Genomic DNA, 15,286 nt, shown 5'->3' with positions numbered 1-15,286 from the left:
CCAAAGTGAGTTGGCAAAACTCCAAGGGCTTGCCCTGGTGCCGGGGATGCCCGTGGAGTCGATGATCCAGACCGGCTCCAGGAACGTCATGTCTTATTTGCTTAAACCGATCAGCGATCATGCTCAGCGGGCCTTCCGGGAAGGATGAGGCTCTGCTGAATCAGCAGCGCGCAACCGAATCATCAACAGGGCAAGGAAGAAAAAATGGCAGTGATTAATGGGACATCGGGTACGGACACTCTGGTTGGTACTACGAGTGCGGATCAGCTATATGGGTTGGAAGGAAACGACTCGCTGAGCGGTGGAGACGGCAACGATTGGCTAGAGGGCGGGGCGGGGGCTGACGTGCTGAATGGCGGAACCGGCACCGATACGGCGTCCTATTCGAATTCAGCCCTAGGAGTCACTGTAAACCTGATTACCGGGGTTGGCCTGGATGGGGATGCGCAGGGCGATACATTGGCCGGCATCGAAGTCGTGGTGGGCTCGTCTTTCAACGACACGCTGATCTCCCAGACCAATGGACATTCCCTACAGGGGGGGAGCGGTGACGACGTATACCTCGTCAGTGGGATAGGCGTGACTGTCTACGAGATAGCTGGCGGGGGAAACGATGAAGTACGTACGACGCTCGGGGACCTGACGTTGGCGGCCAACGTTGAGCGCCTGACCTACACCGGCACGGGCAACTTCATCGGTCGGGGCAACGCTGCGGACAACGTCATCAGCGGCGGTGCGGGTAACGACCTCCTGATCGGTGGCAATGGTGCGGACCAGTTGAATGGCGGCGCTGGGATTGACATCGTCAGTTACGAAGATTCGGCCGGCGTGACCCTGAACCTGAAAACCGGCGTACACACCGGTTTCGCAGCGGGCGATACATTCAGCGGCGTCGAAACCTTTCGGGGATCGACCGCTGGCGACACGTTCTATGCCAGTGCTGCTGCCGACAACCTGGATGGTTATACGGGGACCGATATTCTTTCCTACGTGCAGTCGGACCAGGGCATCAATATCACGATAACTTCCGCAGCAGTGGGGACCGGTCAGGGGGGAGATGCGCAAGGCGACACGTTCAATAGCTTTGAGAGAATTATCGGTTCGAACTATGACGATGTATTCAATAGCGCAGTAGGCAGTACCGATTTCTGGGGCGGTGGCGGTAATGACCTATACATTATCAACGGCACTGCTAGTCAGTTTGTGCGGGAGTTTGCTGGTGGCGGTGACGATGAAGTGCGAACTAACCAAGCTAACGTGACACTGGCGGCGGAGGTCGAACGCATGACCTATACCGGCGCGAGCAGTTTCACTGGTCGCGGCAACGCTTCGGATAACGTCATCACCGGGGGGGCGGGTAACGATCTTTTGTTCGGTGGTGATGGTGCGGACCAATTGATTGGCGGTGCCGGCGCTGACATCGTCAGCTATGAGGACGCAGGCAGCGTGACCCTAAACCTGAAAACCGGCGTACACACAGGTTTTGCGAAGGGGGATACGTTTACCGGTATTGAAACGTTTAGAGGCTCTACATCTGACGATACTTTTTACGCCAGCGCCGCTGCTGACAACCTGGATGGTTATACGGGTACCGACATGCTCTCCTACACGCAATCGGAACAGGGCGTGAGCATCGCCTTGACCTCTGCTACGACAGGGATCGGGTCTGGGGGCGATGCCCAAGGCGACACGTTCAGTGGCTTCGAGAGAATTACCGGTTCGAACTATGATGATGTATTCAGTACCACGCTTGGCGTTACTGAGTTTTATGGTGGTGGCGGCGACGACGTTTATATCTTCAATGGCGCTGCTAACCACACTGTGCGGGAGTTTGCCGGTGGCGGTGACGATGAGGTACGTAGCAATCAGGCCAACGTGACCCTGACCTCGGAAGTCGAGCGCTTGACCTTTACTGGAACGGGTAATTTTCGTGGAACTGGCAACGCCTCGGATAACATCATCAACGGCGGCACCGGTAACGATACCCTGAACGGTGGTAACGGTGCGGACCAACTGATTGGCGGTGCTGGCGTTGACACCGTCAGTTACGAAGACTCGGGTGGCGTGACGCTGAATCTGAAAACCGGCGTACACACCGGGTTTGCGAAAGGCGACACCTTCAGTGGTATCGAGACTTTTCGAGGCTCGACCATCGACGACACGTTTTATGCTAGTGCCGCGGCTGACACCCTGGACGGTTATTCCGGTACTGACATGCTGTCTTATTCGCAGTCGGAACAGGGCGTGAGCATCACCATGACCTCTGCGACGTCGGGGACTGGGTTGGGTGGCGACGCTCAGGGTGATACGTTCAGTGGCTTTGAAAAAATTACCGGCTCCAGCTATGACGATGTATTCAGCACCACGTTTAACGCGACTGAATTTTATGGCGGTGGCGGTAATGACGTTTACATCATCAATGCTCCCAGCCAAATCGTGCGCGAGTTTGCCGGTGGCGGTGACGATGAGGTGCGCACCAATTATGCCACCGTGGCCTTGGCTACAGAGGTAGAGCGCCTCACCTATACCGGCGCAAGCAACTTTACCGGCCGCGGCAATGCCTCGGACAACATCATCACCGGTGGCGCGGGCAACGACCTTCTGATCGGTGGTAATGGTGCGGACCAACTGATTGGCGGTGCCGGCGTTGACATCGTCAGTTACGAAGACTCGGGTGGCGTGACCCTGAACTTGAAAACCGGCGTACATACCGGGTTTGCGAAAGGCGACACCTTCAGTGGTATCGAGACGTTTCGAGGCTCGACGATCGACGACACGTTTTATGCCAGTGCCGCGGCTGACAACCTGGACGGCTACTCCGGTACAGACATGCTGTCTTATTCGCAGTCGGAACAGGGCGTGAACATCACCATGACCTCTGCTACAGCGGGGGTTGGATTGGGGGGCGATGCTCAGGGCGACACGTTCAATGGCTTTGAGAGGATTACTGGTTCCAACTATGACGATGTATTCAGCACCACTTTTAATACGACTGAGTTTTATGGCGGTGGTGGTAACGATGTTTATGTCATCAATGCTCCCAGTCAACTTGTGCGAGAGTTGGCCGGTGGCGGTGACGATGAGGTGCGCACCAATTATGCCACCGTGGCCCTGGCGACAGAGGTGGAGCGTCTCACCTATACCGGCGCAAGCAACTTTACGGGTCGCGGCAACGCCTCGGACAACGTCATTACCGGTGGTGCGGGTAACGATCTGCTGATTGGTGGTAACGGAGCGGATCAATTGATTGGCGGCGCGGGTATTGACATCGCGAGTTACGAAGATTCAGGTGGCGTAACGCTGAATCTAAAAAACGGCGTACACACCGGGTTTGCAAAGGGCGATACCTTCAGCGGTATCGAAACGTTTCGAGGCTCAACCATCGACGACACGTTTTATGCCAGCGCCGCAGCTGACACCCTGGACGGTTATTCCGGTACTGACATGCTCTCTTACACGCAGTCGGAACAGGGGGTGAGCATCACCATGACCTCTGCTACGGCGGGGACGGGGTCGGGTGGCGATGCCCAAGGCGACACGTTCAGTAGCTTCGAAAGAATTACCGGCTCGAACTATGACGATGTCTTCAGCACCACACTGGGTACGAACGAATTTTACGGTGGTGGCGGTAACGATCTTTACATCATCAATGGCACAGCCAGCCAGTTCGTTCGGGAATCTGCCGGTGGCGGTGACGATGAAGTGCGTACCAACCAGACCAACGTGACTCTGGCTACGGAAGTCGAGCGCTTGACCTTCACCGGCACGGGCAACTTCATCGGGCGCGGCAACGTTTCGGACAACATCATCACCAGCGGTGCGGGGAATGATCTTCTGTTCGGTGGCGCGGGCGCGGATAAATTCATCGGTGGCGAGGGAGCCGATACCGTCAGTTACGCTGACAGCACTGCGGGTGTGACCATCAATATCCAAACCGGCATCCACACCGGCATCGCGGCAGGCGATACCTACGACAGCATCGAATCCATCACCGGTTCCAACTTCAGTGATGTATTTGTCGGTGATGCAGGCATCAACGTTTTCAATGGCGGCACCGGCATGGACATGCTGAGTTTTGCTAGCGAGAGTTCAGGCATCACGCTGGATCTGAGTGCGCCGTTGCTGACGGGAGTCGCGGCGGGTGATAGCTACACCTCCATCGAGATTTTCCAGGGGACTGCTCAGGCTGATACGTTCACTGGAAGTGCTGGGGCTGCGGAAAACTTCATCGGTGGCGGGGGGGCTGACACGCTTAATGGCTCGGGCCTTGGCGACGGTGCCTGGTACCTGACCAGCAGCGCTGGTGTGCAGATCGACCTGCTGGCAGGAACCACGTCGGGCGGTGATGCGCAAGGCGACGTGTTGGCCAATATCGATAATCTGATCGGTTCGCAGTTCAGCGACACCCTGACAGGCAATGCCAACGCCAACAAACTGGAAGGTGGGGCGGGTGACGATTTGCTCTATGGCGGCGATGGCGATGACTTTATCTATGGCGGTACCGTCACGGATACCAGCGCCCTTGCGTTGCCCCCTTCTGGCAACGAGGCCGATACGCTTTTGGGTGGCAATGGCAATGACACCATGCGTAGCAGCAACTACGACACCGGCAGTGTGCTGTACGGCGAGGCCGGCAACGACTCGTTGACAGTCACCTCTGGTATTGCCGATGGCGGCGATGGCAGCGACACCCTGACGGGGAACGGCTACGGTTATCAACTGCGAGGCGGTGCGGGTTTCGATACCTTCAATATGAATGCAACAGGTGAAGCCTATGGCGGGGAGGGTGGTGATACTTATCGGGTGCAATCATTCTCCAGTGTGCTGATCAAGGACGATGGCACTTCTGGCCGTGATTTGATACAGCTCCTGAACATCAAGTCCTACGCGGATGTGATGGTCCAGACGGATGGCACCAACGCTTTCATTTTCAATACTGTGGAATGGAATGCAGGCCATCAGGACAATGCGGTCATTCTGGCCGACTGGTATGCCGGCTCTAACACAATTGAGTCGTTTCAGACCGCCAACGGGGATACATTCACTATTCCCGTTTAACCCTGACTTAAACTGCGGCTGTCAGTGACACTTGGCAGCCAAAACCGCACAAGAAGCCCCTCTCAATGAGGGGCTTCTTTATGGGTTTTGGGAGGTGTGATGAGACCGGGCGGAGCATTGCGCGGGCCACAAAATCAAATAAAGCCCCGCTCCCGGAGTGACCTGTCAGTCAAAACGCGCATCTTCACTGTATCCTGTCTGCGGGCGGTGAAGGTGGTGGGGCCTTTTTAGCCTCCGACGTTGCCTCTTCTGGGGGCCAATCCCTGACTGTAGACGCCCTCGATTCAGCGAGCGGCGGTGTTCAGCTGTTTATTATTGGGAAGCCATAATGATTGGCATAAAAAATATAGCGAGTTACGTGCCGGCGGCCGGGGTTGATAACTACGCCCAAGGTGCAAAGTTCGACAAGGACGAAACCTTCATCCTTGGCAAGATTGGCTCGGCATTTCTGCCGCGCAAGGGCGCTGAGCAGGAAACTTCCGATCTGTGTGTCGAAGCAGTCAACGCACTGTTTGCCGCCAGCCCTGAACTCAAGCGTGAGTCCATCGATTGCCTGATCGTTGTCACCCAGAACGGTGATGAGGAAGGCTTGCCGCACACGGCCGCAATCGTTCAGGACAAGCTGGGCCTGCCAACTCATGTCGCCGCCTTTGACATTTCCCTGGGTTGTTCCGGGTACGTCTATGGCATCTATGCGCTCAAGGGCTTCATGGAGGCGACCGGGCTGAAGAATGGCCTGCTGGTGACCGCCGACCCGTATTCCAAGATCGTCGATCCGGAAGACCGTAACACCACCATGCTGTTCGGCGATGCCGCCACCGCGACCTGGATGGGTGAAAGCGCTGTCTGGCAACTGGGCAAGTCGAAGTTCGGTACCGATGGTTCCGGCGCTCCGCATCTCAAGGTCAGCGATGGCGTGTTCTTCATGAACGGCCGCCAGGTTTTCAACTTCGCCTTGATCAAAGTCCCGGCGCATTTGCATGAATTGCTGGACGAATCCAACTTGCAGGCCGGTGATATCGATGCCTTCTGTATCCATCAGGGCAGCGCAGCCATCGTTGACGCCGTGGCGCGTCGTTTCGATGAGAGTGGTTCGGCCCAGTTCGTCAAGGACATGCTCGAGACCGGCAACACGGTGTCATCGAGCATTCCGCTGTTGCTGCAGAATCACATGTTCGACTCCAAATGGACCCGCGTGGCCATCAGCGGCTTCGGTGTAGGGCTGTCGTGGGGCTCGGCGATTCTCTATCGCGGCTGATCCGACTTCCTCCGCTGCAATGAAAAACGCCCGGGAACGAAAGTTCCCGGGCGTTTTGCGTTTTTCTGGCGCCAATAAATAACGCTAAAGCCTTGAAAATAAAGGGCTGGCACGCTGCCACTAAAAATATCCAAAAATTCCCTCAAGCAAAGCACCTTCACGACGATAACTAGTATGTAGGTTCTCTAGGCCACACCCGACGGATGTCAGGGCCGGAAGCCGCAGTATCCATCCAACGAGGATTTCGTCATGGCTTTAACAGTAAACACCAACATTGCATCGTTGACCGTTCAGAACAACCTGAACAAGGCTTCCGCCGCTCAGCAAACTTCGATGCAACGCCTGTCTTCCGGTCTGCGTATCAACAGCGCAAAAGACGACGCAGCTGGCCTGCAGATCTCCAACCGTCTGACCAGCCAGATCAACGGCCTGGGCACTGCGATCAAGAACGCCGGTGACGGTATCTCCATCGCACAGACTGCTGAAGGTGCGATGCAAGAATCCACCAACATCCTGCAGAAAATGCGTACCCTGGCTCTGGCTTCCGCGAACGGCTCGCCAAGCGCCGATGACCGTAAGTCGAACAACTCCGAATACGCCGCTCTGACCGCTGAGCTGAGCCGTATCGCTACCACCACCACCTTCGGTGGTCGCAAGATCCTCGACGGTTCGTTCGGTACCACCGCTTTCCAAGTGGGCGCCAACGCTAACGAAACCATCAACATGAGCCTGGGCGACGTGTCGGCCAACAACATCGGCTCCCAGCAGTTGAAAAGCGTTGCCATCGCGCCAAGCGCTACCGGTGTTGCCGCTGGTGCGATCGCCATCACTGGTGGTGGCCAGACCGCTAACATCAACGTAGCTGCCGGTCAGTCGGCCAAGGCTACCGCTGCGCAACTGAACGGCGCTATCGGCGGCCTGGCGGCTACCGCCAGCACCGAAGTCAAGTTCGGCGTGAACACCGCAGCCATCACTGGCGCTGTTCCAGGCACTGCAAACTTCAGCATCCAGGTAGGTTCGGGTACTGCGGTCAACCTCGTCGGCGTAACCGACACCGCCGGCCTGGCTGACCAACTGAAGTCCAACGCCGCCAAACTGGGCATCAGCGTTAACTTCAACGCCACCACCAACAACCTGGAAATCAAGTCCGACACCGGTGAGAACATCACCTTCAACTCGGCTGACCTCAGTGCCGCTGCTGGTATCACTGTTGCTGCCAAAGACGGCTCTGGTAACTACGGCGCAGCTGTTGCCGCTACCGCTGGTGCTCTGCAAGTGACTGGTGCTGTTTCCCTGAACTCCACCAACAGCTACTCGATGAACGGCGCTGGTGCTACCGGTCTGTTCGTAGCCGCCGGTACTACCGTCAGCTCGACCAAAACCGTAGTCAGCAACACCGACGTGACCACTGCTGCCAACGCGCAGAACGCTGTAGACGTGATCACCCAGGCCATTGCCAACATCGACTCCCAGCGTGCTGACCTCGGTGCTGTACAAAACCGTTTCGACAGCACCGTAGCTAACCTGCGCAGCATCTCGGACAACTCCACTGCTGCTCGTGGTGTGGTCCAGGACGTCGACTTCGCGTCGGAAACTGCTCAGCTGACCAAGCAACAAACCCTGCAACAGGCTTCCACTGCGATCCTGTCTCAGGCTAACCAGCTGCCATCCGCTGTACTGAAGCTGCTTCAGTAATCCCAGCGCTTGGTGACTGACGGAAGGGCGCGTTTACGTGCCCTTTCGTCTTTTCCGTGATGAGGAGATTTAGCATGGACATGAGCGTAAAGTTGAACCTGTCTTATCCGCCCGTTGCCCCTCAGAATGCAGCGCCGATTGTTGTCGGCAAACCGGACCAGCCGAAGGTTGAGGCCGTTGCGCCATCAGATGCCAAGCCCAAGCGCGAGGATCTGGAAAAGGCCGTGACCGATATTCAGGAGTTCGTCCAGGCTGCCCAGCGCAAGCTGGATTTCTCCATTGATGATTCTTCCGGCCGGGTCGTGGTCAAGGTGATCGCCACCGAAACCGGCGATGTGATTCGCCAGATCCCATCGGAAACCGCGCTGAAACTGGCGCAAAGCCTATCGGACGCCAGTCACTTGTTGTTTGATGACAAGGCCTGAACTGGCATGAATTTTGTTGTTACGACTGTTTAGGGCGCCCTCAGTCAAAAAAGCGGCAGCCACTGGATAAGGAGAAAGATGATGGCGGGTGCAACGATAAGTGGGCCTGGTTCGAACATCGATACCCAGGCGATCGTGGCGTCTCTGGTAGCTGCCGAGAGGGCACCGAAGCAGACGCAGATCAACACCCAGACGTTGAAGGCGACTACCTCACTGTCGTCGCTCGGCAAAATCCAGGCTGCGCTGGATGCTTTTCGTGGCGCGTTGGACAACATGAAAACCGCGTCGAGCTTCAGTGGCCTCAGCGGTTCGTCCTCCGACGAAAAAGTCGCGACCGTGACCACGGGTAATGGCGCGGCGGCCGGAAGTTTCGCCTTGACGGTCACCCAACTGGCGACGGCATCGAAGATCTCGACGAAGGTCTTCGCGGGTGGTGCTTCCTCAGTGGTCAATGCCGGTACTGGGCCGACCTCGCTGAATATCAAGCAAGGCTCCAACACGTTCACCGTTAGCGTCCCTGCCGGCGCGACCTTGCAACAGGTCCGCGATTCGATCAACTCCCAGTACACCAACCAGGGCTTGAGCGCCAACATCGTGACCGATGCCAATGGTTCGCGAATGGTGTTGACGTCGACGACCACCGGGGTCGGTTCGGACCTGACCGTGACGGGAGATTCGGGGCTGGAAACCGGCGTTACAGTGCTGGCTCCGCCACAGAATGCCCTGTACACGCTCGATGGGCTGTCGATGGAGTCCAAGACCAATACCATTGCTGACGCCGTCAGTGGCGTTACCATCAAGCTGATCGGTGCTTCTGTGGTGCCTGCCAGCGGGACCGCAACGCCGACCAGCATCACGGTGGCGGCCAGCGGTGCGAATCTGAAGTCGTCGGTCAAGGGGTTCGTTGACAGCTACAACGCGTTGATCAAGGCCGCTAATGCCGAGACGCAGGTCACGACAGCCGCCGATGGTAAGGTGACGTCTGGTGCACTGACTGGCGATGCTTCCCTGCGGGCGTTGCTGTCGGCGGTGCGTACCGAGCTGAACTCGATGGCGGGCACCGGCCAGCTGAAGGCGCTCTCCCAGTTCGGCGTCCAGACTGACCAGAAAACCGGCACGCTGTCGATCAATGACAAGCTGTTCGATGCCGCTGCATTGACCAATGCGGCCGACATCAATGGCATTTTCTCCGGTGACAACGGCTTGCTGGCGCGAATGAAGACCGCCACAGATAGCTTCGCCTTAAGCAAAACCGGTGTTTTTGCCGCGCGCTCGGCAAGCCTCAGCGATAGCCTGACAGCATTGAAGAAGCAGCAGGATAACCTCGATGAGCGCATGGTCAGCCTGCAAGCGAGTCTCTCCGCCAAATATACAGCGATGGATTCCCTGGTTGCCCGGCTGCGAGCACAGGGTGACAGCGTCATGGCCACACTCAACGCCATCAACAAAGCGTCATCGTCAGATAACTGATTCGTACAGTTGAAGATTGAAGCCCAGGCAAGCCGTTCCGACGGCCCCTGGGTTTTTTATTGGCGTTGGGTTTGCATTAAAGTTATCAGTCGCTCAGTCGACATAAAGACCAGAGCAATCCTTTTCAGTTGTTATCTGTTACGAGGTAGAAACATGAACCCCATGAGAGCCCTTCGCCAGTACCAGAAGGTCAATTCCCATGCTCAGATCTCTGAAGCCAATCCCCATCGCCTGGTGCAAATGCTGATGGAGGGCGGCCTCGATCGCATGGCCCAGGCCAAGGGCGCCTTGGAGCGGGGTGACATTGCACTCAAGGGGTTGATGCTGGGTAAGGCCGTCGACATCATCATCGGCCTGCGAGATGGCTTGAACCCGGAAAAGACCGAGGATCCGGCCTCCCTCCAGCAGCTCGACAACTTGTACGCCTACATGATGACGCGCCTGATGGAAGCCAACCGTAATAACGATGTGGCAATCATCGATGAAGTCTCGGGTTTACTTGAGACGCTAAAAAGTGGTTGGGATGCAATCGCCGATCACGCGACAGTCAATCAATAGGCCGTTGGGCCTGAGGACGACGTAATGAGCCAAGCACTGCTGCGAATCGAACAAACCCGTAATGCCCTGGTCGATGCCTTGGCCGAGCGTAACTGGGATGCCATCAGTGAGTTGGATCTAGCGTGTCGTTCTTGCATGGAAGACGTGCTGAGCGAGTCCCAGGTGGACGAGGCGGCATTGCGCACGAATCTTGAGCAGTTGTTGATGGTGTATCGGCAATTGTTGGAGGCGGCGACAGGAGAGCGCCAGGCGATCGTCGACGAGATGTCGCAGATCCATCAAGCACAGAACGCGGCAAAGGTTTACCATCTGTTCGGTTAATATTCAGTTAATTCGAACCTGATGCGCCATAAATTTGACTGTGCACGGTTTTTTGACTTAACTAGTAGCTGTTTACAGATTTAAGGCGTCTACAGGCATGACAAGTCTGCAAGCGTCTAGCTTGCCCCCTAATTTCGGGCATTGGGTTGACTAGGGAAGTTGCTATTGCATGTGGCGTGAAACCAAAATTCTCCTGATCGATGACGATAGCGTCCGCCGCCGCGACCTGGCGGTGATCCTTAATTTTCTTGGCGAAGAAAATTTACCCTGCGGAAGCCATGATTGGCAGCAGGCTGTCGGCTCTTTGTCATCCAGTCGCGAAGTCATTTGTGTCCTTATCGGGACCGTAAATGCTCCCGCTACACTTTTGGGCTTGCTAAAGACACTCTCCACCTGGGATGAGTTCCTTCCGGTTTTGTTAATGGGCGAAAATTCTTCCCTTGACTTGCCTGAGGACCAACGCCGGCGGGTTCTTTCGACGCTTGAAATGCCGCCGAGCTACAGCAAGCTGCTCGATTCGTTGCATCGCGCCCAGGTTTATCGCGAGATGTACGACCAGGCTCGCGAGCGCGGCAGGCACCGCGAACCCAACCTGTTCCGCAGCCTCGTCGGCACCAGCCGGGCGATCCAGCACGTGCGCCAGATGATGCAGCAGGTCGCCGACACCGACGCCAGCGTGTTGATCCTTGGCGAGTCGGGCACCGGCAAGGAAGTGGTTGCGCGCAACCTGCATTACCACTCCAAGCGTCGCGAAGCGCCATTCGTGCCGGTCAACTGTGGCGCGATTCCGGCCGAGTTGCTGGAGAGCGAGCTGTTCGGTCATGAGAAGGGCGCGTTTACCGGCGCGATTACCAGCCGTGCCGGGCGTTTCGAACTGGCCAACGGCGGCACGCTGTTTCTCGATGAAATCGGCGACATGCCCCTGCCGATGCAGGTCAAGCTGCTGCGGGTCCTCCAGGAGCGCACCTTCGAACGTGTGGGCAGCAACAAGACCCAGAGCGTCGACGTGCGAATCATTGCCGCGACCCACAAGAACCTCGAGAGCATGATCGAGGTCGGCAGTTTCCGCGAAGATCTCTATTACCGCCTCAATGTATTCCCGATCGAAATGGCGCCGCTGCGTGAGCGGGTCGAAGACATCCCGTTGTTGATGAACGAGCTGATTTCGCGCATGGAGCATGAAAAGCGCGGTTCGATCCGCTTCAACTCGGCGGCCATTATGTCCCTGTGCCGTCATGGCTGGCCGGGCAACGTCCGCGAGTTGGCTAACCTGGTGGAGCGCATGGCGATCATGCACCCGTACGGGGTGATCGGCGTGAACGAGCTGCCGAAGAAATTCCGCTACGTCGACGACGAAGACGAGCAGATGGTCGACAGCCTGCGCAGCGACTTGGAAGAGCGCGTCGCCATCAACGGCCACACGCCGGATTTCACCACCAATGCCTTGCTGCCGCCCGAGGGGCTGGACCTCAAGGATTACCTGGGAGGCCTGGAGCAAGGGCTGATCCAGCAGGCGCTGGACGATGCCAACGGTATCGTCGCCCGTGCAGCGGAACGCCTGCGCATCCGTCGTACCACCCTGGTGGAGAAGATGCGCAAGTACGGCATGAGCCGTCGCGAAGGAGATGAACAGGCGGATGATTGACGCCTGTTTTACAACCGCCTGATTTCAAGGCGGTTTTTTTTCGGCACGGCTATTGCTATAGCTCTCGCAACGTTCCGTTTAACTGACGGTCAGCCACGCGAGAGAGCCCGATGACCCAAGTCGCCCAGATGTCTCCTGTCCCCGAGCCGGGGCACATGCCGTCCGCCGAGCAGGCAAGCCGGCTTGGGCTTGAGCAAGCGTTTTCGCTGTTCAATCAGATGTCCAGCCAGTTGACCGATTCCTACAGCCTGCTGGAAGCCCGGGTCACCGAGCTCAAGGGTGAGCTGGCGGTGGTCAGTGCCCAGCGCATGCAGGAACTGGCGGAAAAGGAACGTCTGGCCAATCGTCTGCAAAATCTCCTCGATCTGTTGCCCGGTGGCGTTATCGTCATCGACGCCCACGGCCGCGTGCGTGAAGCCAACCCGGCGGCGTGCGAGCTGCTCGGCCTGCCGCTGGAGGGGGAGCTGTGGCGACATGTCATTGCGCGCTGTTTCGCTCCTCGTGAAGACGATGGTCACGAAGTGTCCCTGAAGGATGGCCGACGCTTGTCGATCTCGACGCGTTCGCTGGATGCCGAGCCTGGTCAGTTGGTGCTGCTCAATGATTTGACTGAAACCCGTCACCTGCAAGACCAATTGGCCCGCCACGAACGCCTGTCTTCGTTGGGGCGAATGGTCGCGTCGCTGGCTCACCAGATTCGTACACCGCTTTCCGCCGCGCTGCTCTACGCCAGTCATCTGACCGAACAGCAATTGCCCATGGAAACCCAGCAACGGTTTGCCGGACGCTTGAAAGAGCGCCTGCACGAGCTGGAGCACCAGGTGCGCGACATGCTGGTTTTCGCCCGTGGTGAGCTGCCGTTGACGGACCGCGTCACGCCCAAGGCCTTACTGCAATCGCTACAGGCCGCAGCGTTGACTCATGTGCAGGATCTGCCGATCCGCTGGCAATGCGACAGCCATGCCGGTGAAGTCTTGTGTAACCGCGACACCTTGGTGGGCGCGGTATTGAATCTCATTGAAAACGCGATCCAGGCCAGCGCCGCTGATGTTCGCCTCAAGGTGCACTTATACACGCGCGGCAATACCCTGCGCCTGTGTGTCAGCGACAGCGGCAGCGGTATCGAGCCGGTCGTGCTGGAGCGCCTGGGCGAGCCATTCTTTACCACCAAGACCACCGGAACCGGCCTGGGCCTGACCGTGGTCAAGGCCGTGGCCCGGGCTCATCAGGGAGAATTGCAGCTGCGTTCACGGCTGGGGCGCGGCACCTGTGCGATGGTGCTTTTGCCGTTGTTTTCCAATGTGCCAGGGGGGGAGTGACGGTCATGGCAATCAAGGTACTACTGGTTGAGGATGACCGGGCCCTGCGCGAAGCGCTGGCCGACACGCTGGTGCTCGCCGGGCATGACTACGCCGCTGTCGGTTCGGCCGAAGAGGCATTGTTGGCTGTGGGTCAGGAAGCGTTCAGCCTGGTGGTCAGCGACGTCAACATGCCGGGCATGGACGGTCACCAGTTGCTCGGCCTGTTGCGTGCCCGTCAACCTCAATTGCCGGTATTGCTGGTGACTGCCCACGGCGCTGTCGAGCGGGCGGTGGACGCCATGCGCCAGGGAGCGGCGGATTACCTGGTCAAGCCGTTCGAGCCCAAGGCACTGCTGGATCTGGTGGCTCGCCATGCTCTGGGTAGCCTCGCTGACGAGGGCGAAGGCCCGGTGGCTGTCGAGCCGGCCAGCGCGCAATTATTGGAGTTGGCCGCGCGAGTGGCGCGCAGCGATTCCACGGTTTTGATTTCCGGCGAGTCCGGCACCGGCAAGGAAGTGTTGGCGCGCTACATTCACCAACAGTCCCGGCGTGCCAGTGAGCCGTTTATCGCGATCAATTGTGCAGCCATTCCCGACAACATGCTCGAGGCGACGCTGTTCGGTCACGAAAAGGGTTCGTTCACCGGCGCCATTGCCGCCCAGGCCGGCAAGTTCGAACAGGCCGACGGTGGCACGATTCTGCTCGACGAAATTTCCGAAATGCCGATGGGCCTGCAAGCCAAGTTACTGCGGGTCCTGCAGGAGCGGGAAGTGGAGCGGGTCGGTGCGCGCAAGCCCATCAGCCTGGATATTCGCGTAGTGGCGACCACCAACCGCGACCTGGCCGCTGAAGTGGCGGCAGGACGTTTTCGCGAAGACCTTTATTATCGCCTGTCGGTATTCCCGTTGGCCTGGCGTCCGTTGCGCGAGCGCACCGCCGATATCCTGCCGCTGGCCGAGCGCCTGCTGAACAAGCACGTCAATAAAATGAAGCATGCGGCCGCCAGGTTTTCGGCGCAGGCCCAGGCTTGCCTGATCGCCTATCCATGGCCGGGCAATGTACGAGAGTTGGACAACGCCATCCAGCGGGCGCTGATTCTGCAGCAGGGCGGTTTGATTCAGCCGGATGATTTCTGCCTGGCCGGGCCGGTGGCCTGTGCGCCGTTGCCTGCATTGGCGTTGACGCCAGTGTCGACCTTTGTGCCTGCGATGGAGGAGGGCGAAGCCGCCGGGGCCCTGGGCGAGGACCTGCGTCGCCGGGAATTCCAGATGATCATCGACACCCTGCGCGCCGAGCGCGGTCGTCGCAAGGAGGCGGCTGAACGTCTCGGCATCAGCCCCCGCACGCTGCGCTATAAATTGGCGCAAATGCGCGACGCGGGCATGGACGTCGAGGCCTATCTGTTCGCCAGCTGAATGATGTGCGCCGAATATTCCTTGTGGGCGCGGATTGCTCGCGAAAGCGATTTGCCAGTCACCGTTGCATTGACTGAACCACCGCCTTCGCGAGCAAGCCGCTCCCACATGCATTTGTTTCCTGTCGCCACGGAGCTGGC

General features: G+C 58.1%; 10 protein-coding genes. All 10 read left to right on the top strand.

What is annotated here, in order from left to right:
* Positions 1-204 precede the first annotated feature (204 nt).
* The 10 genes from AD663_RS29390 (at position 205) to AD663_RS19290 (ending at position 15,146) form a co-directional block, all read left to right on the top strand.
* Positions 205-5,058: a calcium-binding protein gene (locus AD663_RS29390; RefSeq protein ID WP_305728866.1), complete on the top strand. Its 4,854-nt coding sequence runs from the start codon at positions 205-207 to the stop codon at positions 5,056-5,058.
* Between the two features lie 328 nt (positions 5,059-5,386).
* A complete protein-coding gene (locus AD663_RS19330) occupies positions 5,387-6,316 on the top strand; it encodes a ketoacyl-ACP synthase III (protein WP_003184062.1) in 930 nt (309 codons plus the stop codon).
* 249 nt (positions 6,317-6,565) lie between these two features.
* Complete coding sequence (locus AD663_RS19325) at positions 6,566-8,011, top strand: flagellin (protein ID WP_003184060.1); 1,446 nt, start codon at positions 6,566-6,568, stop codon at positions 8,009-8,011.
* A 74-nt stretch (positions 8,012-8,085) separates the two neighbouring features.
* On the top strand, positions 8,086-8,436 hold the full coding sequence (locus AD663_RS19320) for a flagellar protein FlaG (protein ID WP_053214363.1): 351 nt from the start codon (positions 8,086-8,088) through the stop codon (positions 8,434-8,436).
* 81 nt (positions 8,437-8,517) lie between these two features.
* Positions 8,518-9,906, top strand: coding sequence for a flagellar filament capping protein FliD (gene fliD, locus AD663_RS19315; protein WP_053214362.1), 1,389 nt, complete (start codon positions 8,518-8,520; stop codon positions 9,904-9,906).
* Positions 9,907-10,059: 153 nt separating this feature from the next.
* Entirely contained in the window at positions 10,060-10,464 is a 405-nt protein-coding gene (gene fliS / locus AD663_RS19310) for a flagellar export chaperone FliS (protein WP_003184053.1), read from the top strand.
* A gap of 24 nt (positions 10,465-10,488) precedes the next feature.
* Positions 10,489-10,785 carry a hypothetical protein gene (locus AD663_RS19305; RefSeq protein WP_003184051.1) on the top strand — a complete coding sequence of 99 codons (297 nt, stop codon included), beginning with the start codon at positions 10,489-10,491 and terminating at the stop codon, positions 10,783-10,785.
* A 169-nt stretch (positions 10,786-10,954) separates the two neighbouring features.
* Entirely contained in the window at positions 10,955-12,430 is a 1,476-nt protein-coding gene (locus AD663_RS19300; RefSeq protein WP_003184049.1) for a sigma-54 dependent transcriptional regulator, read from the top strand.
* A gap of 110 nt (positions 12,431-12,540) precedes the next feature.
* Positions 12,541-13,749, top strand: a complete 1,209-nt coding sequence (locus AD663_RS19295; RefSeq protein ID WP_053214361.1) for an ATP-binding protein — start codon at positions 12,541-12,543, stop codon at positions 13,747-13,749.
* 5 nt (positions 13,750-13,754) lie between these two features.
* Entirely contained in the window at positions 13,755-15,146 is a 1,392-nt protein-coding gene (locus tag AD663_RS19290) for a sigma-54 dependent transcriptional regulator (RefSeq protein ID WP_053214360.1), read from the top strand.
* Positions 15,147-15,286 lie beyond the last annotated feature (140 nt).

This window comes from Pseudomonas sp. Q12-87, assembly GCF_001269755.1.
Classification (GTDB): domain Bacteria; phylum Pseudomonadota; class Gammaproteobacteria; order Pseudomonadales; family Pseudomonadaceae; genus Aquipseudomonas; species Aquipseudomonas fluorescens_S.
This window is presented reverse-complemented; position numbering and strand designations above follow the sequence as displayed.

Excerpts from the sequence above, each read along its gene's own strand:
- AD663_RS29390 (WP_305728866.1), top strand. The coding sequence starts at position 205 with ATGGCAGTGATTAATGGGACATCGGGTACGGACACTCTGGTTGGTACT.
- AD663_RS19330 (WP_003184062.1), top strand. The coding sequence starts at position 5,387 with ATGATTGGCATAAAAAATATAGCGAGTTACGTGCCGGCGGCCGGGGTT.
- AD663_RS19325 (WP_003184060.1), top strand. The coding sequence starts at position 6,566 with ATGGCTTTAACAGTAAACACCAACATTGCATCGTTGACCGTTCAGAAC.
- AD663_RS19320 (WP_053214363.1), top strand. The coding sequence starts at position 8,086 with ATGGACATGAGCGTAAAGTTGAACCTGTCTTATCCGCCCGTTGCCCCT.
- fliD (WP_053214362.1), top strand. The coding sequence starts at position 8,518 with ATGGCGGGTGCAACGATAAGTGGGCCTGGTTCGAACATCGATACCCAG.
- fliS (WP_003184053.1), top strand. The coding sequence starts at position 10,060 with ATGAACCCCATGAGAGCCCTTCGCCAGTACCAGAAGGTCAATTCCCAT.
- AD663_RS19305 (WP_003184051.1), top strand. The coding sequence starts at position 10,489 with ATGAGCCAAGCACTGCTGCGAATCGAACAAACCCGTAATGCCCTGGTC.
- AD663_RS19300 (WP_003184049.1), top strand. The coding sequence starts at position 10,955 with ATGTGGCGTGAAACCAAAATTCTCCTGATCGATGACGATAGCGTCCGC.
- AD663_RS19295 (WP_053214361.1), top strand. The coding sequence starts at position 12,541 with ATGACCCAAGTCGCCCAGATGTCTCCTGTCCCCGAGCCGGGGCACATG.
- AD663_RS19290 (WP_053214360.1), top strand. The coding sequence starts at position 13,755 with ATGGCAATCAAGGTACTACTGGTTGAGGATGACCGGGCCCTGCGCGAA.